The organism is Andreprevotia chitinilytica DSM 18519, from assembly GCF_000711875.1.
GTDB lineage: Bacteria > Pseudomonadota > Gammaproteobacteria > Burkholderiales > Chitinibacteraceae > Andreprevotia > Andreprevotia chitinilytica.
This window is the reverse complement of record NZ_JONM01000011.1, coordinates 65494-88405: the sequence shown is the minus strand read 5'-3', so window position 1 is coordinate 88405 and position 22912 is coordinate 65494. Positions and strand designations below refer to the sequence as shown.

At 58.4% G+C, this 22912-nt stretch carries 17 protein-coding genes; 7 read left to right on the top strand and 10 right to left on the bottom strand.

Annotated elements, in window-relative coordinates; translation table 11 throughout:
- Nucleotides 1-648 carry a suppressor of fused domain protein gene (locus BR41_RS15105; RefSeq protein ID WP_035058459.1) on the top strand — a complete coding sequence of 216 codons (648 nt, stop codon included), beginning with the start codon at nucleotides 1-3 and terminating at the stop codon, nucleotides 646-648.
- A 55-nt stretch (nucleotides 649-703) separates the two neighbouring features.
- Entirely contained in the window at nucleotides 704-1150 is a 447-nt protein-coding gene (locus BR41_RS15100; protein ID WP_035058593.1) for an HD domain-containing protein, read from the top strand.
- A gap of 80 nt (nucleotides 1151-1230) precedes the next feature.
- On the opposite strand, the gene BR41_RS15095 is transcribed toward BR41_RS15100, so the two are convergent.
- From BR41_RS15095 to BR41_RS15080, 4 genes are all read right to left on the bottom strand, one after another.
- Nucleotides 1231-1716 carry a hypothetical protein gene (locus BR41_RS15095; RefSeq protein WP_035058456.1) on the bottom strand — a complete coding sequence of 162 codons (486 nt, stop codon included), beginning with the start codon at nucleotides 1714-1716 and terminating at the stop codon, nucleotides 1231-1233.
- Nucleotides 1694-2770, bottom strand: a complete 1077-nt coding sequence (locus BR41_RS15090) for a hypothetical protein (RefSeq protein ID WP_035058453.1) — start codon at nucleotides 2768-2770, stop codon at nucleotides 1694-1696. The genes BR41_RS15095 and BR41_RS15090 overlap by 23 nt, the downstream gene beginning before the upstream one ends.
- Before the next feature lie 302 nt (nucleotides 2771-3072).
- A complete protein-coding gene (locus BR41_RS15085) occupies nucleotides 3073-5808 on the bottom strand; it encodes a glycosyl hydrolase family 18 protein (RefSeq protein WP_156970721.1) in 2736 nt (911 codons plus the stop codon).
- 368 nt (nucleotides 5809-6176) lie between these two features.
- A complete protein-coding gene (locus BR41_RS15080; RefSeq protein ID WP_035058450.1) occupies nucleotides 6177-6638 on the bottom strand; it encodes an Mpo1 family 2-hydroxy fatty acid dioxygenase in 462 nt (153 codons plus the stop codon).
- Between the two features lie 545 nt (nucleotides 6639-7183).
- On the opposite strand from BR41_RS15080, the gene BR41_RS15075 reads away from it, so the two are divergent.
- The 3 genes from BR41_RS15075 to BR41_RS15065 all read left to right on the top strand — a co-directional run bounded on the left by BR41_RS15075 (nucleotide 7184) and on the right by BR41_RS15065 (nucleotide 14199).
- On the top strand, nucleotides 7184-10648 hold the full coding sequence (locus BR41_RS15075) for an alpha/beta fold hydrolase (protein ID WP_035058448.1): 3465 nt from the start codon (nucleotides 7184-7186) through the stop codon (nucleotides 10646-10648).
- Nucleotides 10649-10938: 290 nt separating this feature from the next.
- Nucleotides 10939-12843, top strand: a complete 1905-nt coding sequence (locus tag BR41_RS15070; protein WP_051711068.1) for a c-type cytochrome — start codon at nucleotides 10939-10941, stop codon at nucleotides 12841-12843.
- 177 nt (nucleotides 12844-13020) lie between these two features.
- Nucleotides 13021-14199 (top strand): metallophosphoesterase family protein, encoded by a 1179-nt coding sequence (locus BR41_RS15065; protein WP_035058446.1) that lies wholly within the window; start codon nucleotides 13021-13023, stop codon nucleotides 14197-14199.
- 109 nt (nucleotides 14200-14308) lie between these two features.
- On the opposite strand, the gene BR41_RS15060 is transcribed toward BR41_RS15065, so the two are convergent.
- The 3 genes from BR41_RS15060 to BR41_RS23055 form a co-directional block, all read right to left on the bottom strand.
- Complete coding sequence (locus BR41_RS15060; RefSeq protein WP_035058444.1) at nucleotides 14309-14794, bottom strand: hypothetical protein; 486 nt, start codon at nucleotides 14792-14794, stop codon at nucleotides 14309-14311.
- Nucleotides 14772-15848, bottom strand: coding sequence for a hypothetical protein (locus BR41_RS15055; protein WP_035058441.1), 1077 nt, complete (start codon nucleotides 15846-15848; stop codon nucleotides 14772-14774). Before BR41_RS15055 ends, BR41_RS15060 begins: the two co-directional genes overlap by 23 nt.
- A 195-nt stretch (nucleotides 15849-16043) precedes the next feature.
- On the bottom strand, nucleotides 16044-17087 hold the full coding sequence (locus tag BR41_RS23055) for an IQM protein middle domain-containing protein (protein ID WP_051711037.1): 1044 nt from the start codon (nucleotides 17085-17087) through the stop codon (nucleotides 16044-16046).
- 462 nt (nucleotides 17088-17549) lie between these two features.
- Between BR41_RS23055 and BR41_RS15045 the strand changes: the two genes are divergently transcribed.
- Nucleotides 17550-17750 (top strand): hypothetical protein, encoded by a 201-nt coding sequence (locus BR41_RS15045; RefSeq protein WP_035058439.1) that lies wholly within the window; start codon nucleotides 17550-17552, stop codon nucleotides 17748-17750.
- A 27-nt stretch (nucleotides 17751-17777) separates the two neighbouring features.
- On the opposite strand, the gene BR41_RS15040 is transcribed toward BR41_RS15045, so the two are convergent.
- Together BR41_RS15040 and BR41_RS15035 are read right to left on the bottom strand one after the other, a co-directional pair.
- Nucleotides 17778-18035 (bottom strand): hypothetical protein, encoded by a 258-nt coding sequence (locus BR41_RS15040; RefSeq protein WP_035058436.1) that lies wholly within the window; start codon nucleotides 18033-18035, stop codon nucleotides 17778-17780.
- 126 nt (nucleotides 18036-18161) lie between these two features.
- The gene (locus BR41_RS15035) at nucleotides 18162-20291 is read right to left on the bottom strand and encodes a multicopper oxidase family protein (RefSeq protein WP_211251761.1); all 2130 of its coding nucleotides are present in this window, start codon (nucleotides 20289-20291) and stop codon (nucleotides 18162-18164) included.
- A 397-nt stretch (nucleotides 20292-20688) separates the two neighbouring features.
- Here BR41_RS15035 and BR41_RS15030 point away from each other — a divergent pair, with 397 nt between their 5' ends.
- A complete protein-coding gene (locus BR41_RS15030) occupies nucleotides 20689-20856 on the top strand; it encodes a hypothetical protein (protein ID WP_211251760.1) in 168 nt (55 codons plus the stop codon).
- Between the two features lie 433 nt (nucleotides 20857-21289).
- Here the strand turns inward: BR41_RS15030 and BR41_RS15025 are convergent, their stop codons facing one another.
- Nucleotides 21290-22756, bottom strand: a complete 1467-nt coding sequence (locus BR41_RS15025) for a hypothetical protein (protein WP_156970720.1) — start codon at nucleotides 22754-22756, stop codon at nucleotides 21290-21292.
- Nucleotides 22757-22912: the final 156 nt, after the last annotated feature.

The following is a 22912-nucleotide window of genomic DNA, read 5'->3' as shown; positions in this document are numbered from 1 at the left end:
ATGGAAAGCGTCTGGGAATACCGGGAAGAAGTCTTGTATCCCCGATTATTTGGTGAGCGGAGGACAGGGATATATGTCCTCGATATCGAGATCTTCACCGAGGCTTTTGGCCAAGCCACTCTTGACCCCTGTTGGCTGCATTTGGGCGTATTCGAATTCGAGCCAACGGCTGAGCGCGGCTCTTGGTTGTACGTGACGTCCGGGGCTTCCACGCCTTGGGATTCCGAACCGTCCGAATACGATCAAGATGATTATTCTTGGCTGGGTGTGGAGCTGGTGATGGAAACATCGGAGAAAAGCCCGTGGGCGATTTCTATCCTGCGGCGGTTGTTGGCTTTTCATGTCCTGATTTGCCATGACCGCTTTGGCGATGCGCCACCACTCGATTATGGGCACCGGATTCCGCTCGGAAGGCCGATTGATGGCAGCGAGTCCTCCGAATTGCGGCATGTTGTGCTTGCCGAGCCAACACATTACCCGGCTACTGCGCAGCTGGATTCCGGCAAATTCGATTTTTTGCATGCGGTCGGGGTGACCGAGGCCGAGCGTGATTACGCAAAGGCTCATAGTACGGAAGCGCTGATTGATATCCTTGCGGCGAAGGGGGGCTTTCCAGTCACCGACCCGCATCGTACGTCAGTGCTATAAGCAACATTGGATGGTGCAACGATCCATCATGCGTTGATCTGCTTGAGGAATGGTCATGGCTACATTGGAACGCGCAATTGCGCTGGCAGCTGCAGCGCACGCAGGGCAAATCGATAAGGCGGGGCAGCCTTATATTCTCCATCCGCTACGGGTGATGCTCTCGCTTGAAGGGGAGCATGAGCGGATCGCTGCGGTGCTTCACGATGTGGTGGAAGACACCACGATCAGCCTGGCAGCACTGGAAGCCGAGGGATTTCATCCGCAGGTGCTCGACGCGATTCAGGCACTCACCAAACACGCCGGCGAATCACGGCTTGCCGCCGCTGCCCGCGCTGCCCAACACCCCGTGGCGAGACGAGTAAAGCTTGCGGACAACGCCGACAACATGGATATGCGCCGGTTACCCAATCCCACCGAGAAAGACTTTGCGCGCCTCAAGGAGTACGAGGAAGTGCGCAAGCTTTTGCTCTCCTACGATGTCCCTGATTCACGCAGGTTGTGAATCTACTCGCAAGACGCCTGATAAAGCCTTGCGATTAAAGAGGCTTTTTTGCGAATAAAGCGCGCATGAATATGGCCCAATCAATCCGGCTTGCCGAATGGATATGGCGGCGGATTCAAGATGCTGGTGCCGACAGTCCGCAGACAGTCAGGATTTTTTTCAGCGAAACCAAAATCGATGGCACTGTTTGCAAAAGTCGCAGTGTAGTTGGTTTCCGAAACAGGTACGCCGAGTTTTGGCCACCCGGTCAGGGGTAATTGACCATATTGCTGCATGATATCCTCTCGAATGATGCATATTCCAGATATTTTGAAATTTCCAAATATCTCCAGGCGGTTGCCATTCATGGCAATGCGTCCTGGCGTAATCATCGCCCCACCTGCCAAGTGAATTGGCGGAAATTCATAGTTCCGCCAATATTTGTTTCTTTCTGTCAAAATAAGCGACCCCAGCAGCGCTTCAATTTTTTTTGGGCTCTGTGTCGCAATGGCATCGTGGAAAGCCGCGATGAATTGGAGTACGGCTTCCTTGGCGTCGGTGCTGTTAGTTTCCATAGCGGCGGTCATATTCATTTCCATAGTAGTCTGCATAGGGCTCATGGGTAATGGAGTTGATTTCTCCGCGCCCGTAGATTTGTCCAATGGCGTTTTTGGCGGCTGTGGCGTTGCCATTGCGTTTATAGCGGTCATAGGCGGCATTGTAGCCGGCGTGATTGCCGCGGCTGCCAGCGAGCTCGATATCAATACCAGCATTGGCAAGAATTTCACGTTGCACCTCGATGTTCTTGAGGGTGGCCGCGCCCTCGTTGGCTAAATTGCTATTTACATAGGCTTCGCGAGACGAGATATCGGGCGTAAAGAGGTAGGTGGCATGGCCAATTTCGTGTGCGAGAGTTTGTAATGTGGCAGCTGGGTGGCCTTGTAAATTCCCGTCCAGGATGATTTCCTTAGTACCGGCGCGCGCGTCCATCCACGACCCGTCGCCGGCCACACCGTACCGCATAGCCACGTTTTCTTCTTTCAACCGCTTCAAATCTCGCTGCAATGTTGGTGAATGCGCCGCCAATTCATCCACATCCTCCCCCAGCCCAGTGCGAATCGGTCTAATCGCCGCCTTGGCAACGGCACGGATCAATTCCGGCAATTCGGTATCGGGGGACGGTTGGTATAGATAACCCTTGGGCCTGACCCAGTCCGCATCGAACGATAAATCAGCCGCCCGCTGCATGCGGATCAGCTTGTGGTTGACCTGTGGCCCCCAGCCCCACAATGGTTCGGGATCGCGCCGCAGTATGCCGTGTGCTGCCTGTTGCAAGGTGTAGTGGGCCGCGCGGGAGGGTTTCCAGTCTTTCGCGTCGCCGGCGAGGTCGAGCACCGGATCGTCATCCCATTCGCTCCGGCGCAGGAACAGTGGATGCGGCGCGGGATAGTTGAGGACGTAGAACACGTGACCCTGGGCGAGTTGCGTTGCCAGATCGCTGTCGGAGCGGATGTCGGCAAACGCTGGCCCCGCCTGCGACAGCACGATGCTCAGTGCGGCAGGGGAGAGGAAGTGTGGGTCTTCGATGCGGGGGTAGTGCACGCGCTTGAGCTGTTTGGCGCGCAGGAGCGTCGCGGGCATGGCGGCTTCGTGAAACGAAAACAGCCAGCTTAGTACGAAAGATCAGCGAAACCGGGAGTCAGAATTTGCCAGGTAGATATTTACAAAGTTTGCGCGCTTAGCAGTGCCCTGCTGCCGTGGCGTGGAAGTGTTGGCTATGGCACTGCGGCAGCGCTCCCCGGCCGGCGAAGCCGTCCGGGCTACATCCCCAGCAACTTCCCCTGGCGCCATCTCATACACCGGCATTGGTTAATCCAAAGAAAAGGCCGGCATTGCAGCCGGCCTTTTGCAGTACAACCGGGCCTAAGCCCGGCTGGATCAGCTTACTTCAGACCCACCGGCAACAGCGGGTATTCCTGCGACAGACGGTACGAGTTGGCGCCCACTGTGACTACATAGTTGGACGGGCCGGAGATCGGCAGATCGTAGCTGAGCTTCAGGGTTTGCGTCGCTCCCACTGCCAGTGCCTTGGGCAGCGTGAACTTGGCATGGTTGAAGTCAGCCTTGAAACCACCGATGTTGTTCGGGCCGTTGTAACCGGCCTGAGTCACGGCAAAGTTCACCGCCGTGGTGGTCGAGCTCATGGTTGACGGGGCCGATACCGGGTAGTCGAACTCGACGGCAGTGCCGGCCGGCAGGCTGGCCGCGGTGTTGTTGACCACATTCATCGATACCACGAACGGGTAGTTGTTATCACCCGTTTTCCAGCCGCTGAAGGTGATGCCGACATTGGCGGTGGAAGGCGGTAGTGTGGCACCGGCACGCTGGTTGCCATAAGCCGTACTGGCCTTGAACTTGTTGTACAAGTCGGTCGTCAGCACATTGCCCATGTAGTACTCGCCCTTGCCGCCGTTCTTGCTGGCGTTCCAGGCGTAGTCACCGGCCATTTCCCAGATCATCGCGCCGCCGATGCCGTGATTCACGATGTAATCGGCCTTGGTGTTGATGGTCTGCTCGTTTTCCACCGACAGGAACACCTGCTTGGTCGGGTTCCAGACCCACGAAGCGACGAGCGTCGGATCGTAGAACTGCTGGTAGCTGCCGACGATGGTGTTGTCAGTCACCTTGTACGCGGCCAGGTAGTCCGGAACGATGCCGTTGACGAGGTTCAGGGCATGCCAGACCGGGTTGCCACCGGCGTTCACCGGGTTGCCTTTGGTATCGAGGTCATACCAGACGTTGTCGATGCCCGATGCGCCACCACCGCACGGTGCCGCGCCCGCGCAGGCGACCGCATCGTTGATGACCGGCGCCGTACCCCACAAGCCGTTGGTGCCGCCGGTGACGGTCTTCCAGCCATTGGTGTAGTACGGGATACCCATATTGATCCGGCCGGACTGCATGGCGCCGCGATAGTAGTGGTAAGCCCAGTCCACGTTCAGATAGCCGATGTTCTGGTACTGATAGGCTGCACCCGCCACCAGTTCGGCATCCTTGCCGTCGTCATACAGCGGCGAATTCGGCCCCACATACTGGTTCCAGGTACCGTGCAGGTCGTAGGACATGACGTTGACGAAGTCCAGATACTGCAGCACCGGCAGGTTTTCCTCGCCACGCAGTACCCAGCCCGAACCGGAACCGGCAATGCTCAAGAAGTAGTACTTGTTGTCCTGCACCGCAGCGGCATCCAGCTTCTGGCGCAATACCTGAATCATCTGCTTGTAGCTGGTCATCAGGCCGGCAAGGCGCGGTTGCGAGAGCGGGAAGTCAGCCGGTGCGCCGGCTTGCGTATCGGTGCTCGGGTGCTCGTAGTCGATATCCACGCCATCGAAGAACGGATACTGGCGCAGGAAAGCCACGGCCGAATCGGCGAAGGTATTGATGCCGGCCGTATTGACGGTGCCATCCGCATTGGTGGTCATGGTGTAGAAGCCGGTCGAGCCGGCCCAGCCGCCAATCGACATGAGAATCCGCACGCCGGGGTACTGCTTCTTGTACTGGGCCAGCAGGTTGAAGTGGCCCTTGTACGGCAGCGTGTTATCCATCTGTGCACCGGCCACGTTGGGCCAGCTCATGGCGATATCCGGGCTGGTGGCGCTGGTATCGATCTGGAGGGTGTATTTGTTCTGGTCGACCGTGGCGAACGCATAGTTGATATGCGACATCATGTTCCACGGCAGGTTGTTCACCAGATACGTCGGCTGGCCATCGGCACCATGCCGCCAGTTGGTGAAGTAGCCGACGATGCGGCGCGACAGGCCGTTGGGCAGGGTTTCACGGCCGGTGTTGTCATAGACCAGGCAGTACGGCACGTTGGCCACGCTGGAGGTCATCCCGTCCGGACGGCAGACATCATTCGAACCGGGCACTGGTGTAGCGGTTGGCGTCGGCGTGGCGGTCGGGACCGGTGTTGCTGTTGGCACTGGTGTAGCCGTTGGAACCGGGGTCGCAGTGGGGACTGGCGTTGCGGTGGGTGCCGGCGTTGCAGTCGGAACCGGTGTTGCCGTCGGCTTCGGGGTCGGGGTGGCAGTCACGGGAACCGGCGTTGCGGTCGCGCCGCTGCAGTTACCCAGCACCGTCCAATCCTTGCCGGAGCCGGCCGGGCCGCTGTTGGTCGCCGGGCTGGCGTTGGTCCACCAGTTGGCAACGTAGTTGACGCCATTCAAGGTGACCTTGTCGCCGCCGTTGTAGTTGGCCTTGGTCGAGTCCCAGGCTGCGTAGCACGTACCGGACGGTGTCGGTGCCGGCGTGGCGGTCACTGGCGCAGGTGTCGGGGTGGCAGTCACCGGGACCGGCGTCGGCGCAGGTGTTGGCGTCACGGGCTTCGGGGTCGGTGTTGCTGTGACCGGAACAGGCGTGGGGGCCGGCGTTGGCGTGGGTGTGGCTCCGCCGGCGCTCGCGCCAAGGTCTGCCCACAGGCTGGCGACCGTCGGATTCCAGCCGGAACTGCTGTAATCGGTCTGGTTCACCAGCGCCTTATAGTCATGCCCGTTGTAGGACACGATCGTACCGGCGGTGTAGTAAACGTCCGCCTGCCAGGCGGGATAGGCGGCATAGGCGAACACGGCGGCAAGCGCCATGGGCAAGGCCGCCATGCTACTGCGATGGAGCATCGACATTTCTCTTCCTTCTTAAGATTGGATAAGTGCCGCTGTAATTGGTATTGGAGATGCGGCGCACCAGGGGTCTGGTACCGTCACGGCCTCATCCGGATGAGGGTAGAGGCCGCGACTGAGCGCGATTTACGGCGGGAAGGAAGTAAATGTCAATGCCATGCAAGGATGGTGGTTTGTCAGGAAAAATCATGGTTTTGTCCTGATCGAACCAGCCGGCCGACCATGCCGCAGACGAACGAAACCGGGCCTTTCTATCTCAGCAAATGCTGCTTTGTCTGATTCGGATATTCCGGTTGTCGGGTCAGCGGAAATTTTTTTGTACATGCGGCGGCTGGGCTTTGTGGCCTGAGCCGGATTTTTGGCCCGGCTGCCTAGTAGCGGATGCCCAGGCGTCGATAGAGGAACGACAACGTCCACGCCGGCCCGATCAGCAGGAATTGCAGGTCGCGGAAAAAGGATGGCTTCTTGCCTTCGATCTTGTGCCCATAGAACTGGCCGACCCAGGCCACGACGAAGATCGCCACCGAAATGTGCAGAATGGGTAGGCCCGCGTGCTGCATTCCCGCCAGCAGCAACAGGAATCCCCCCGACAGCAGCGCCATGCCCAGCATCATCGGCAGCGACAGGCGGGCATAGAACACCAGGCCAGCCAGGACGAACAAGGTGCCGAGATTGGCAAAGGGGAGGCTCGCCAGCGCGGCCGGCAGCGGCACGCACCACAGCAGACCCAGTACCGAGAACATGATGGCTGGCACGCATACCTTGTGGATGGCGATATTGGTCGGGTGACGGTGGCTGTCGCCGTATTCGTTCAGCCATTCATTCAACGTCATGCTGCCTCCTGAAAAGGAACGTGCTGCAATTGGCTAGTGCTAACAAGCGGAGCAATTGCTTCACCTGTTGCGAGATTCAGAGTGCCAGAAAAAGCGCCCGGATTGTTGCCGATCAATGCGTAGCGAAGAAGGCTTCCTGTTAATAAGCTGAAGCCAATTGCGTAATGTCTTGGCGATGGTATTGGCAATTTGCAGCCAAATTGTTATTGGCCCGTTTTTCAAATTCAGGATTCGAGAAAGTAATTGTTTTCCAGCAAAAAATCATACCGTGGATAACTGAATAAGCTGACGTAAGGTCGGGATGAATGGTTTTAAAGAAAGAAAACAGTCATCACTAACGTAAGTTATATGCTCGCATATTAAGTGGATGTTTCTCGAAGATGACGTTGACATGACGGTATTTGAGTTCTAAATCAGATGAGGCTGGAATGCGATCGCACGCATTTCGGCCTCATTTTCCATATGCCGTGCGGGCGCACAGTGCGCTTATCTAGCGCGGCTTCGTGGTTTTGGGGCTACCCGCCATCATCCCTGGAGCAAGTTAAATGGCACGCATTGCAACGCCAATCAGCGAGATTAAGGAACATTACGACGTTGTGGTGATCGGGTCCGGCTATGGCGGGGGGATCGCTGCATCGCGCATGGCGCGGGCGGGGCGCACGGTGTGCTTGCTGGAGCGGGGCAGGGAGATCATTCCGGGCGAATATCCGAATACCCTGGCGGAGGCGACGGAAGAGTTTCAGGTCCATCACCCCGACGGCCATATCGGCTCCCGCACCGGTTTGTACGATTTGCACGTCAACGCCCAGCAAAACGTGATGGTGGGCTGTGGCTTGGGCGGCACGTCGCTGATCAACGCCAATGTCTCGCTGGAGCCAGAGCCGCAGGTGTTTGCCGACCCGCGCTGGCCCAAGCGTGTGCGCGAGCATGCCGATACCTTGCTGCAGGACGGGTTCCGCCGGGCGCGGGATATGCTCAAGCCCAATCCGTATCCAGACTCTGCCCCCGCCTTGCCCAAGCTGCAGGCCAACGAAAGGTCGGCAGAGAAGTTGCAGGCGCTGCATACCTTTTACTACCCACCGATCAATGTCACGTTCGAGGCCCTGCCGGATAACCGCAACCACGTCGGCGTCGAGCAATTGCCCTGCAACTATTGCGGCGACTGCGTTTCCGGCTGCAACAACAAGGCCAAGAACACCACGCTGATGAACTACCTGCCCGACGCAAGCAACCACGGCGCGGAGATTTTCTGCCAGGCCTCGGTGCGCTATCTGGAGCGAGACGGGGAGAGTGGGGGCGACGGCTGGATCGTGCACTACCAGTACACGGGCACCGGCCGCGAAAAATTCGATGCGCCTACGTTGTTCGTCAAAGCCGATATCGTGGTGCTGTCTGCCGGCACGCTGGGGTCGACCGAAATCCTGCTGCGCTCGCGTGACCAGGGCCTGCCGCTGTCCGACGAGTTGGGCAAGCACATGAGCGGCAACGGCGACATCCTGGGCTTTGGTTACAACAACGACGACAAGATCAACGGCATCGGCTTTGGCGCGCATTCGGGCAAGGACATCGGCCCGGTGGGGCCCTGTATCACCTCCATCATCGACATGCGCGACGAGAACGACTGGCGCAAACGCATGGTGATCGAGGAGGGCTCGATTCCGGGCGCGATTGGCGGGGCCATCGTGCCGGCCATGGCTGCGGCGGCGGCGGACATCGGCCGACCCACCGAAACCGGCCCGGTTGCCAAGATCAAATATGCCGCCCGCGAGGCGGAGAGCGCGCTGCTCGGGCCTTATCACGGCGCGGTCAACCGTCTGCAAACCTATTTGATCATGAGCCACGACAACGGCGCAGGGCGGATGGTGCTGGATCAGGCCGATCAATTGCGGCTGGATTGGCCCGGCGTAGGCGAGCAGCCCAACTTCAAGATCGGCAACGACCGCCTGTATGAGGCCACCCGTGCGCTGGGTGGCACCTATGTGCCCAATCCGATCTGGACCGACCTGTTCAAACACAGCCTGATCACCGTGCACCCATTGGGCGGCTGCGTGATGGGCGAAGGCGCAGGGCAGGGCGTGGTCAACCACAAGGGGCAGGTGTTCTCCGGCAAGGCGGGCAGCGACGTCTACTCGGGGTTGTATGTGACCGATGGCTCGGTGATTCCGACCTCGCTGGCGGTGAATCCGCTGCTGACCATCTCCGCCGTCAGCGAACGGGCGATGGCCTTGCTGGCCGAGGATCGCGGCTGGCAGATCGATTACACCTTGCCGTCCGCGCCGCGCAAATCACCCGCGCCGACCAAGCCGGGCATCGAATTCACCGAGACCATGAAGGGCTTCTTTTCCACCGCCCATCGTCAGGCGCAAGGCACTGATCTGGCGGTGTACGAGGCCGCTTACTGGGCAGGCGAGGATGCCGGTTCCAGCATGGGCTTCACCGTCACCGTGGCATCCGACGATGTGGAGCAGCTGATTGCCAATCCCCAGCATCCGGCCACCATCGTCGGCACCCTGAACGCACCTGCGTTGTCGCCGCAGCCGCTGACGGTGAGCAACGGCGTGTTCAATTTGTTCGAGGAATACCCGGAACAGGTCGGCGTGCGGCACATGAACTACAACATGAAGCTCACCGCCGAGGACGGCAGCGATTACTTCTTCAGCGCGTTCAAATCCGTGCCCAGCAACCACAGCGTGCTGCAGGTGTGGAGCGATACCAGCACCTTGTATGTCACGGTCTATCGCGGCACGGACAACTCAGGCCCGGTGGTCGGCAGCGGTGTGCTGCATATCGCCCCGGCGGACTTCGCCAAGCAGATGACCACGATGAAGGTGCTCAACGCATCCAGCGAGGCAGAGCGCCTCAAGGAGATGGCCCGCTTTGGCGAATACTTTGCCGGCGTGCTGTGGGAGAGCTACGGCGGGGTACTGGCCGGCAACGTCTATTTCAACCCGGATGCGCCGCCGCGCAAGAAGCGCCCGCTCAATGTGGGCGCGCCGTCGGTGTCGTTCTTCCAGACGGAAGACGGCGTCAACCTGCGGCTCACCCGCTATCAGGGCGGAACCAAAGGGCCGGTGATGCTGGTGCACGGCTTGGGAGTGGGCTCGAACATCTTCTCCACCGACACGATCCCCACCAACTTGCTGGAGTACCTCTACAACCACGGCTACGACGTGTGGCTGCTGGATTTCCGGGTCAGCATTCTGTTGGAGGCCAGCCAGCAGCAGAGCGACGGCGACCAGATCGCGCGTTACGACTTCCCGGCTGCCATCCAGCAGATCCGCCAGAGCACCGGGGCCAAGGACGTGCAGTGCGTCGTGCATTGCTACGGCGCGACGACCTTCTTCATGTCGCTGCTGGCCGGGTTGGAGGGCGTGCGTTCCGTCGTCTGCTCCCAGATCGCGACTGATCTGGTCGTCGCCCCGATCACCCAGGCCAAGACCGGGCTGCATCTGCCGTCGGTGCTGGACAAATTGGGAGTGCAATCCCTGACCGCATACACCGAGGTCAACGCCGACTGGTTCGAGAAACTGTACGACACGGCGCTGAAGGGCTACGCACTGGCCGAGGCGCAAGGGTATTGCAACAACCCGGTCTGCCACCGCATCACCTTCATGTACGCCTCGCTATACCGGCACGAAACGCTCAATGAAACCCTGCACGACAACCTGCACGAGCTGTTTGGCGTCGCCAACATGCGCACCATGGAGCACCTGGCGCTGATGTGCCGGGAAGGCCACCTCGTCGGCGTGGATGGCGCGGATATCTACATGCCGCATCTGGACCGGCTGCAGATGCCCATCCTGTTCATCAGCGGCGAGCAAAACGTCTGCTACCTGCCGGAAAGTACCGAGCGCACCTATCAGAAGCTGGTGGATCGCTTCGGGCCTGAGCGCTACAGCCGCATGGTGGTGCCGGACTACGGCCACATCGATTGCATGTTCGGCAAGAACGCGGTGGTCGATGTCTACCCGTTCATCGTGGCTCATCTGGATAAAACCGCTTCCGTTTGAAAGGCTGTTCAAAGTCTCGCAAGCCGCCAACTTGAAGCGCTACAGGGTTTTACCTCCCCCTTTTTGAAGGGGGATTGAGGGGGATTTCGACGTCATTGCAATTTGAGATGTCGCAGAAATCCCCCCTAGCCCCCCTTCAAAAAGGGGGGAAGGCAACGTCATTGTCGCCACAAAGATTTTTAACAGCTTCTGAGGCACTGGCCGCATGGCCAACACCCGTCCGGGGAGCAAGGGGCATGCCCCTGAAAAACATAAACATGGTTGCTAGCAATCGTCACAAGGACATCAACATGATTAAAAAAACAGGTGCCGCGCCAACAGGCGCCGCAGGCCCGTGCATCCGCTGGTTCCAACGCTTCATCTGGATCGGCATCGCCATGAATATGGTGTTCGCCATCCCGGCCTTGTTCTGGCCCGATTTCCTCAATACCCAGTTCGGCTTGCCGCTGCAGGCCACCTACCCGTGGCTGCAGAATGCCGGCATGTTGCTGGTGGGCGTCAGCCTGTTTTACGCGCCGGCCGGGGTCAATGGCCTGAAATACCCGGTGTATTCGTGGCTCTGTGTGCTATCGCGGCTGATTGCCGTCGTGTTCTGGATTTACCTGATCAATACCTCCGGCTACCCGGACGCATTCCGCCCCTTGCTGTACTCGGACGGTGCGATGTTCGTGATTCTGGGCGGCTTGCTGTATGCGGGGATGCCGGCCGAGCAGCGGCCGTGGCCCTTGATCCGGGCGGGGTTGAAGTGCCTGTGGCAGTGCGTGGCCAAGTGCTTGACCGGCAAGCGCCGCATCGTGACGCTGGTCATTGTGCTGGTGCTGGGTTTTGTCGGCGTTGAAACCTGGCTCAACTTGTTCCGCGAAGTGCCGCAACCGGTCTTGCAGTCGGACGAAGACCATTTCAAATACGCAGCGATCGGCCTGGGGCCGGATGCCCGCATTCCCCTGTATGTGCTGACGGTGATGCCGCAGGCTTGTTCGCAGCAGATGCCCAAGCGCGGCTCGGGGTGGGAGTCGTTTGGTTTCATCACCGAAGGCGGCCACGATCTGCCCATCGGGCTGGCCAAACGGCAGATCGGCTACCCCTCGGTCGAGGCCAACTGCGCGCTGTGCCATACCGGGCAATACCGCAAGAGCGCTGACGATGTGCCGGTGCCCGTGCCGACCGCCCCGGCGGCCATGCTCAATCTGGAATCGTTCCAGTGGTTCCTGTACGACTGCGCCAGCAGTCCGGACTTCACCACCAAGGTGATGACGGAAATCGACAAGCGCTACGACCTGGGCTTCGTCGAGCGGCTGTTCTACCGCTTCGCCATCGTGCCCGCCACCCAGCAGGCCTTCCTGAAGCAGAAACAACAATACACGTGGCAGAAGCTACGGCCGGAGCAGGGGCCGGGCCGCACCGATACCTTCAACCCGACCAAGATGGTGATTTTCGGCTTCCCGGATGATTCCACCATCGGCACGGTCGACCTGCCGCAAATCTGGAACCAGAAGCCGCGCGAATCCATGTATCTGCACTGGGATGGCAACAACAACGACATCCACGAGCGCAATTACGCCGCCGCCATGGCGGTGGGGGCCACGCCGCAATCGGTGTTGCCGGGCGAGTTCAAGCGGGTGACCGACTGGCTGCTGCCGCATCAGCCACCCAAGTGGCCATTCGGCGGGCTGGATCAGGTGAAGATTCATCGCGGTCAGGCGCAATGGGAGAAGAGCTGCGCCAACTGCCACGATTTCGGCAAGGCGGCCACGGGCCAGGTCACCGTCGGGCTGAGCCAGCTGGGCACTGATCCGTACCGGCTCAACTCCTTCACCGTGGGGCTGGTGGACAAATTCCACGAATTCAAGACCCCGCCGTTTGCCTTCAACGCCTATCGCAAGACCCAAAGCTATAGCAACACCCCCACCGATGGCGTCTGGCTGCGGTCGCCTTATCTGCACAACGGCTCCGTGCCGACGCTGTGGGATTTGCTGCAAAAGCCGGAAAGCCGGCCCAAGGTGTTCTATCGCGGCTCCAGCGTGTTCGACCAGAAAAACGTCGGTTTCGTCACGACCGGTCCGGGCACGATTGGCGGTGGTTACTTCCAGTTCGATACCAGCCTGCCGGGCAACCACAACACCGGCCACGAGTACGGCACCGGTCTGACCGATAGCGAGAAGTGGGATTTGATTGAGTACATGAAGACGCTGTGATGTTTTCTCCCCTCGCCCACTTGTGGGAGAGGGGCCGGGGATGAGGGTCTTGCCGTGAGCAACTTCCCTCTCTCCACCCTCTCCCTAACCCTCTCTCTAATCGCTGAACAAGGCTGCAGCCTTGCACGCGAGGGCGAGGGGACGAGCATCCCGATCAGCAACATGCGGAGGTAGCAAATGGACTTTGATTTTGGCAATTGGAAAACCCGGATCGAAGCCGGTCTGCAAGATGTGGACCAGCGAGCACAGATTCTGGCCAAGCTGACCGACATCCATCAGCAGGTGCAGCAAATCATCGATTCCGGATCGACCTCGGCCGGTAGCATCCCTTGGGAGCTGGCAAATGGGTTGTCCATTCTGGAGGGGGTCGTGGAGGGCAAGCCTTTACCGACCACCGAGGCAGAACTGCCCACCCGGGTGATGGACGACGGCACGCTGCTCGGCTGCCGTAAGTGGGAGCTGCTGGATCCGCTGTGGGGCGAGGCGCTGGTGCAGTGGATAGAACACCTGACGAACCGTGCGCCGTGGGCCGCCACGCCCAACCACCTGATCCTTCCCGATCAGGTCGACTTTGCCATCGCCGGCGATTGGGGCACCGGCGACTACATCGCCCAAAAGGTCGCAGCCGCCATGAAGCAAGTGCCGGTGGATTACACCTTCCATCTGGGCGACGTTTATTACGCAGGCCTTGGCTCGGATGAACAGAACGACTTCGCCGACTGGCCAGCCGGGGGCAAAGGGCAGTTCACCCTCAATTCCAACCACGAAATGTACAACGGCGCATTCGGGTATTTCGGCGAATTGGCCGCGCGCTTTCCGCTCCAGAACGGCACCAGCTATTTCAGCCTGTCTAACGCCAACTGGCTGATCATCGGCCTCGATACCGCCTATTACTCGGACGAGATGAACCTGTACATGGACGGCGCGCTGGGGGATCAGCAAACCGCCTGGCTAAAACAGTTGGCCCAAGGCTGCACCAAGAAAATCCTGTTGCTCTCCCACCATCAGGGCTATTCCATCGATGGCGGCAGTAAAACCGATCTGTACAACCAGGTGGTCGCCGCGCTGGGGCGTGAGCCGGATTACTGGTACTGGGGCCACCTGCACAACGTCATCTGCTACCAGCCGCAAGGCAAGCTGAACGGCCGCTGCGTGGGCCACGGCGCCATTCCCTACGGCCGTGCCAGCGTCCTGGCCGGCAACCCGCATGTGGCCTGGGCTGAAACCCAGTTCGCCAACGATGCCCAGTATCCGGTGCGGGTGTTGAACGGGTTTATCAGGGTGAGACTGGATGGCGGCGCGCTGATCGAAGAATTTTTCGATGAGAACGGCAGCAAGCGGTGGCCGTTGCCTTGAATGTGCGATTCAACACAATCCACGCCAAGGGGTAAACAAGGGATAAAGAGTAGTCGCGGTGGTGCTTTTGGTGGCATGCCAAGATGAGGCGCGCATGAAGATGGCTTGATCAATCCGGCTTGCCAAATGGATACGGTGGTGGATTCAGGATGCCGGCGGCGGATGATCGTAAGCAGTCCGGGTTTTTTTCGGCAAAACCGAAGTCGATGGCACTGTCTGCAAATGTTGCGGTGTAGTAGGTTTTGGACATGGGTATGCCCGGCATGGGCCATCCGGTGATGGGTAACTTCCCATACCGCTGCCAAACGTCTTCACGGGTAATGCAAACGCCAGAAATTTCGAAGTTTCCGAATATTTCAACCCGATTGCCATCGCTTACCACATTCCCTTGCTGAATGATTGCGCCGCCCGGTAAGGCGATCGGGCCGAAAATATAATAGCGCGCATATTTTGTATGAAAATCGAGCTTGAACTCGCCAACGAACTCTTCGATGCGCTTCTCACTTTGCGTAACGATGGCATCGTGAAAATCGGCAATAAACTGGAATACGGCTTCTTTGGCCGCGTTGGTTTCATTGTCCATAACGGCGGTCATATTCTTTTCCATAGTAATCGGCATAGGGTTCGTGAGTAATCGAATTGAATTCTCCTTGCCCGTAGATTTGTCCAATGGTGTCTCTGGCGGTTGCGGCATTGCCGTTACGCTTGTAAAGGTCATAGGCAGCGTTATAGCCGGCGTGATTGCGGCGGCTGCCAGCAAGGCCGATATCAATACCAGCATTGGCAAGAATTTCACGTTGCACCTCGATGTTCTTGAGGGTGGCGGCGCCCTCGTTGGCAAGATGGCTGCTCACATAGGCTTCGCGAGACGAGATATCGGGCGTAAAGGGATAGGTGGCATGGCCGACTTCGTGCGCGAGGGTTTGCACAGTCGCGGCTGGGTTACCCTGCAAGCTGCCGTCCAACACGATTTGCTTCTCGCGACGGTGAGCATCCATCCACGACCCTTCGCCAGCAGTGCCGTACCGGATGCGCCATTTCTGATCCAGCAACGCCTTCAAATCCCGCTGCAATGTTGGCGAATGCACCGCCAATTCATCCACTGCCTCACCCAGCCCAGTGCGAATCGGTCTAATTGCCGCCTTGGCAACCGCACGGATCAATTCCGGCAATTCGGTATCGGGGGACGGTTGGTATAGATAACCCTTGGGCCTGACCCAATCCGTATCGAACGACAGATCAACCGCCCGCTGCATGCGGATCAGCTTATGGTTGACCTGTGGCCCCCAGCCCCACAATGGTTCGGGATCGCGCCGCAGTATGCCGTGTGCTGCCTGTTGCAAGGTGTAGTGGGCCGCACGGGAAGGTTTCCAGTCTTTCGCGTCGCCGGCGAGGTCGAGCAACGGAGTGTCATCCCATTCGCTCCGGCGCAGGAACAGTGGATGCGGCGCGGGGTAGTCGAGGACGTAGAACACGCGACCTTGGGCGAGTTGCGTTGCCAGCTCGCTGTCGGAGCGGATGTCGGCAAATGCTGGCCCCGCCTGCGACAGCACGATGCTCAGTGCGGCAGGGGAGAGGAAGTGCGGGTCTTCGATGCGGGGGTAGTGTGCGCGCTTGAGCTGGTTGGCGCGCAGGAGCGTCGCGGGCATGGTGGCTTCGTGAAACGAAAACGGCCAGCTTAGTACGAAAGATCGGCGAAACCGGGAGTCAGAATTTGCCAGGTAGATATTTACAAAGTCTGTGTGCTTAGCTGTGCCGCGCTCCCCGGCCGGCCAAGCCGTCCGGGCTACATCCCCGGCAACGCCTCATCTCCCCGTCTTCAGGACAATCAGCCCGTCACGTGATCAAAGCGTATCGTCGTAAACCGCAGGCACATAGTTCGCTTTCACAACGTCATAATTCGTGGTGACGAATTCCATGAAGTAGATTGCGGCGTAAACCACGGTAATCGTCTCCTTGGTCAGGTTGCTTTTGATGGCGTCGATCAAGCTCAATGCATCCTCAATCTTGTCGGATATTTTCTTTATTTCCTTGAGCACCATTTCGCGATATCGATCGATGTTGAAGTCATTGGCCAATTGTATGTTGTCCACGGCCTCTTTTTTCTGGCTTTCGTAGCGCGAGAGCATATCCAGCATGATGCACAAATCTTTTGTGCCCTCAACCTCCTCCAACGCTTGGGTGGCCTCAAGTATTTTTTTGGTTTTGTATTCGGATACGGCAATTTCCGTGACGGGCTGCTTTAATTTATCCAATTCAAGCTGGAGCTGAATGATTTCCTGCTCCTTCTCTAAAATGGTCTCCTGCTCTTGCTTCCCCAGCAAGCATGAAAACTGCACGCTGTCGGCCTTGGTGGGCTGCGGCATTGCAATCGAGACAAACGGGTCTGCCACGAAGCCCACTTTTGCGTCAACGGCGAGCGCGCCCAAATCCCTGAAATGCTTGACCACCAGAAAGATGTTGAGCACACCGGGGCGAAAATGCCCGCTGTGTGCGTGGACCAATTTGACCTTGCCGCCGACGATCATCAGTTCGCCAGCGCCTCTGGCGAACTTCCCGACAAACGACGAATGCGCAACCAGATCGGTCTTGTTCAAATGGTTGAACAGGTAAATCTTGCCTTCAATAGAAATCACAAATGCCGCAATCGCTACTTTGTCGTGTGCGCTAAACCCGGTCGTTGATTCAAGCACCTTGCCATCGACAGCAGATTTGATCTGGCCGCTGTCGATGACGTATTCGCACTGTAGCAAATCCAGTGCGTCGAATTTTTTTGTGCCTTGTGCAATATCGTTCCGCAGATTGCCGCGCGTAATGGCGAGCAGCCGCCCGTCTTCGATGGGGCCTTTAAGAATGCGCGCTGCTTTGCGGAAAAATTCCTTGCCCATTACTTGCCTCACACGATTTCAAATTTGATTAAATTGATATGCATTCATAGTAACCAATGCAATCTTCACCGGTCTTAATTCGCATTCAATCTAGAGCTGGCGAGCGGTACTTGCAAGTGATGGTTTTGAGCGCAGTTCTGCAATTTTTCTCGGCATGCTTGCCCGGCAAGCAGGACATTTACCCTGCTGGTTAAACGTCGTATTCGGGGGTGATCACATGAGTCAGTGCGATGGAAAGCCGATGCTGGAGCCTATTGGCGCGATGACTGCCCTGTGCCACGTTCTGGGCCGGCCAAGGTTCTTGATCGAGGCTAGACAGAATGTGCGCAAATGCAACGCTGGCATGACGCGAAGGTGATTCATCCGCTCACTAGCGAGTAGGGTAGATGCAGGCACTGGCGTGCTGTCATCAAGGGCGTTTAATCTCGACGAAGTTCGAGTGACTTGGGAGGAACCACGCAGATGAAACAAATGGCCCGCAAACCACAACCGCACCAGCAATTCAAGCTGGCCACCCCCGCCAAAGAACGCAGCGCAAGCCATGCTGCCGCTGAGGCGTTGGCGCTGCAGATCAACGCGGCGGAGCACCGCCGACAACTCGCGCGTCGTGACTTCGACAATCGCCTGGATGCGGCTCGCGACGTCGATCCCCTGTTTGCCTGATCCGGCGCGCCCTTTGCGGCGCACAAATTATTTGGTGCTGTAGCCAAATGCCCACAGCGCTTGGGCACGGTTCGGCGTTACGTCGTCAGTGGATGCGGTGATCGGCGTGTCATGTTGGGGCGTCTCCGAGGCGTGCCACGCTTGGGCAATCTCCTCTGGTGTGGAGGGCAGCGCGGTCATGAAGTAGAAGTGTGGTTCGTATTCAAAGCGGACGGACTTATCGACATCGCTTGGCGTCACGGTCTGCCTGTCGTTGCCATCCCCATTGCCGTTGATATCAGTCATTGCATTGGTCTCGCTGATGACGCTACCCCGAGGGGAGCGTGGATTGCGCCTGCATAGGATTGGGCGTCGCAAGTCATCCCATGCCCAGAGCCACTTGCGCGGCCCCGGTCACGGGATGACCTGAGATCAATGATGCGCCGAAGCAACCCCGCCAGCCCCATCCGGCAAGGCGATGCGGACGTTCTGCATCATCCCTTGGTCTTCATGATCGAGGATGTGGCAATGCAGGACAAAGTCGCCGACATAGCGCTCGTAGCGGGTACGGAAGGTCACGATGTATTTACCCACTCGCCCTGGCGGGACAGTGCCGTCCTTGTTCTGGCTCTGATTTAGCACCCAGATCGAGTCTTTCCACATGCCCTTCATGCCGCGGAACTGATCGTCGAACGGATCAGCCGTCGGGCCGTCTTTGCTCACGTCTGTTCCATCCGGCGCAATGATGCTGACGATCTGGAAGGGGTTCACGTGAATGTGGAACGGGTGGCTGCCCACCTTTGAACTCAACTCCCATTTATCCACGCTACCCAAGAGCAGGGTGCGGTCGATCCGGGTCGGGCTGTACGGTTGCGTATTCTGGTCATTGGTGCCGACCTTGAATGCGCCCGCCGAGATATCGAACACCAGGGTTTGCGTGCCGATTACTTCACTCGGGTCGATGGTCCGATGTGGCTCGAAGCTGGTCAGCTTCAGGCCGCTGCGCAGCTCGTCGCCAATCTTGGTTTGCACATCGGCTGGCATATTGGCCTTGGTGGCTTCCAGCAGCTTGCTTTCCACATACTGGGGAATGCTCTTGATCGGCTCGTGAACACCCGGCTCGACTTTCACCAGCCCCAGTAAGCGTGCGGAAGGCACGGCATGGTCGACGGTATCGGCCACTTTCACATCATTGATCACGCAATAGTCGCCAGCCTCCGGGAAGACCACCAGTGCGTCCCAGCGATAGCCCGGCTGGAAGGTGACGGACTGCCGGACCAGTGCCTTGGACAGGGTCAAGCCGTCAGCCGCAACGAGCGGCATCTCCAGCTTGGGGCCGGTGCAATATTTGTCGACGTATTGCTGGGTCTCCTCCGCCTTCAAACCGGCCGGCTTCGGGGCATCATTGGCAAGACGGCGAATCACAAGCGCAATGGAGTCCCGCACCCCGCCGTGAATCATCCGCCAGCGCTCGATTTCGCCTGCTCGGGCCTTGGTGAGCGAGCCCATGACGACACCATTGATGCTGGTATAGCGGCCAGACGTGTTCCACGAACTGAACTGGTCGTAGCCATCGATCTTGCCCACATCGCCGGCATCGCACACATAGCGGCCCTGGGCATCCTTCTTGATCTTGCCTTGGGCATCGCGGCAGCCGTACTGAATCTGCTGGAACACCAGCACGCGTTCCGGGAAAGCCGTCGCGCCGTAGGGCTTGAGCAGCGTATCCAGATCGCCATTCTCGGTCGGTGTCGGCAAGCGCGTGCCGCGCACGATCAGGGGGCCGGCCATGCCGCTCGATACCTGCAAGGCCGTCGAGCCGTGGCGGTGCGTGTGATACCAGAAAGTGCCGGCCGGATGGGTCTGCGGGATGTTGTATTCGTACTGGAAACCCACGCCGGGGTTGATCGACAGCAGCACGTTGTCGCTATTGCCGGCCGGGTTCACCCACAAGCCGTGCGAGTGCAGGTTGGTGCCGTTGAAGCAATGCGGCTTGTTGACGTCGAAATCCGGGCCATGCGCCGTGCAGCTGGGGTCGCGCGGCAGATTGTTGTTCAGGTTGATGCGGATGGTCTGGCCCGGATAAGCCTCGATCTCGGGCGCCATATAGACGGTCGAGCCTTCCTTGGGCCATTGCGTGGACGGCTCGGTCGGTTTGGCCGGTTTGCCATCCCCTTGCGCATAGCTGCGCAGCTGCACCTTGTCGTACTTGATCTCGCCCGGTTTTTCGCGTGCCGGGTTGCGAATCCAGCCATTCACATACTGAATGTTCAGGTCGAAATACACCTCGCGTGCTACGCCGGGCGATAGCTCATTGGCGCGTGGCAGGCTCAGCAGATTGAGCCGGCGCGGTTGCTCACTGCCAGTTTCCTGCACCGGTGGCTGCACCGTCGGGGTGAGGGCCTTCAGCAAGGGGGGATTGGCGACAACGGGCTCGTCCGCGAAGGCGGCATAGGGGGCAAACAGGGCAAGGCTGGTGAGTACCGCTGCGGGTAGGCGATATCCGGGGCGGATACCTGCCGTCTTGGCAATCGACATGCTGCTTTCTCTCCTGTGGGTCATGAACCATTCCGGCCGGTTATGCCGATGGAATGATGGCTAACTCTATTTAGCGCACCCTTCGTGACAGTCACAACTCATTTATCAGTAAGCAGCTGTTTTTTTGGGAAAGTGAGACGCAGGGTCAAGTCGCTGTTGTTTTCAGGACACTGGGCCGCGCCCGGATGGCGCAGAATGCGGCAGGGGTGGGGCAACTTGGCCTTGGTCAGCACTGCTGCAGCAAGCAGATGGAACTCATACCGCCAGCGTCTCGCCGATAGTTCTATTTGAGCGCTGGGAACGTGCGCCTTACTGTTCTAGGAGAGACCGGCTGATGCTCGCTATCGGTCCGGATGGCGACTTTTCCTTGTTCCGAGTGCGTGGCTGCCGTCACGGTCGCAGAACGCACATCATGGGTGCCATGCGCATTTGGCTCCCTTCGAATGGCAAGATGTTGGTCGTGCCGGGCGGCACCCAAGCCCCCTCCTGGCTGCACTACATGGTGTACCCGCTCGGCAATAAGCCATTGATCAGCCGGGGCATCGGTGTCTTTGTTGGAGGCATCCCGCTCAATCTGGCGAAAACCTAACGCATGGGCAGATCGAACGGTGGTCAGGTGATGACTCGCACCAACACTTCCGTGTTCTGCCGATGGATTGGGTCCGGTCATATGCGGAAAAGGAGCCATATCTTTCTTTCCCGCACCGGGAGCGCTGGAAGGCACTTCCCAAGTCACTCCTGGACCTTTTCCACGTCTTTGCGCTAGCCCGGCCTTATCGGGATCAGTAACACCGACGGGCATCGATGGCCGGGATACCGGTTCTTCACCCGATTCTTGGCGCAATGCTTCTTGGGCATCGCGTATGGTTGCGTTTCTCTTGGGGGCAGCTGACATCTTTTCCTCCTGACGAAAGTAATCCCCTCTTGGTGCCAACGGTGCTCCGCAAATTCGTAATGGCTGGTTCTGGCTGCGGCAAGTTTGCTGGCCTTTCCTTAGTCTGCAACAAGAGCGGCGGCTGGAGTCAACCGCCGTTAGCTTGGTAGAGCGCGCTGCAGTCGGGGTCCTTCCTCAGTTGGTCCTCGACGGCCTTAAGCATTGTTGCGGCGCTACTGTCGTCCAGTGTCTTGATATTGGCGACCTCGACTTTTGATGTGTCCTTGCCGTTATACAGTTGCTTGAAGGTGGCGAGCATGTCGGTTTGATATTTGGCCTGTGCCTGGAGAATGTTGTCCCGCACACCATTCATGACGTCATAGACGAGGCTGCTCTTCGCTCGCAGCAAATTTTGGCTAGCCATGAGCACCTGTTTATCACTTTCAGTCAGCGTAGGATCTGCTAGCTTGGCGGTCTGTTTGGTATAGGTGCCGGCATCACTCTGCAGCTTGGTACTGCAGTTGTTGCTCATTTTGTTGTACAAGTCATAGACCTTGCTGAAACCCGTGAGCGCTTTATTAAAGCCCTCGGTCATGTTTTCGCCGGTTTTAATCGGCAGTTGGGCAGCTTTTAAAGCGGTATTCAGTTGATCGCTATAGTTGGCCAGTGCTGTGCTGGGAAAGCGGGAGTCGTACAGCTTGATCGCACTGAGCGCAGGACTATTTTGATGCCCCGCGTCCGGCATGGCGGTGAGGTTACCTCCGACGGTGATGAAGCGGCCGGAGCTGAATAGCGGACTGTCCTGTAACTTCCTCAGGTCTTCATTGATCTTGTCCAGATTGTCGCCATTGTTGATAAGGGATGCCGTAGCTTTGGTTTTCAGCAGGATACGGTTGGCAGCGTCGATGCCTGGATCGGTGGCGAAGTTAATCGCGGCCTGTGCTTCTTCCATGCCGCTGACGGCGCTGCATGCGCCGTCGTAGATCAGCACGTCGTCGATGGCCTTTTGTAGCGTGTATTGCTCAATGGTGAGCTTGCGGCTGCTGCTGATCCGGTTGTAGATATCATTGCGTGCCAGCGTGATGCCGGAAGTGATCACTGTGGCGGTCAGGTTGTAAAAATAATCCTGATTGATCTCGGCGCGCGCGCCACCCAGGCCGCCGGCCAGCACGGCCAGGTTCTTGCTGCCGCGGTCGCCAAACAGCGGCCCCATCACACCGGCGATGGTCGAGCCCAGGCCCAGCCAGAAATTGGCGTTGGACTGGGTTTCGAACAACAGCTTTTTATACATACTGCAACGCACGTCCGCGGCCTGGATAATGCGATCCTGAATGCGGTTACGGCGCTCTTGCAGATCGAGGGAGGTGTACCCATCGTAAAATGCGTGATAGCCGTACTCATATCTTTCATCTAATGTCAAGTCTTTCCAGTCACGGCTGTACGACGCTCTGTTGTTGTCATAGTTGACCCTGGCTTTGCCATTGGGATCAATCATGATCATCAGGTTGATCGGTTCAACCTTGTATCTTGCAAGTACCGGGTCAGGCCCGGAAATTCGCATGCCGGGAACGGGATCATTGGCGTCGTCCTTGGCACGGGTGATCTTGTCGTCCATGAATGGCCCCACCCCAGTCGTGCCGCATCCCGTTAGTACCAACAGCACAGCGATTGACAGCATGGCATGCGAAATTTGCATGTACTGCTTCTCCATAACGTTTACGATTTTTACGATTGCATCGGCTTGATGTCTTCATGGGAAGCCCTGCCTCCG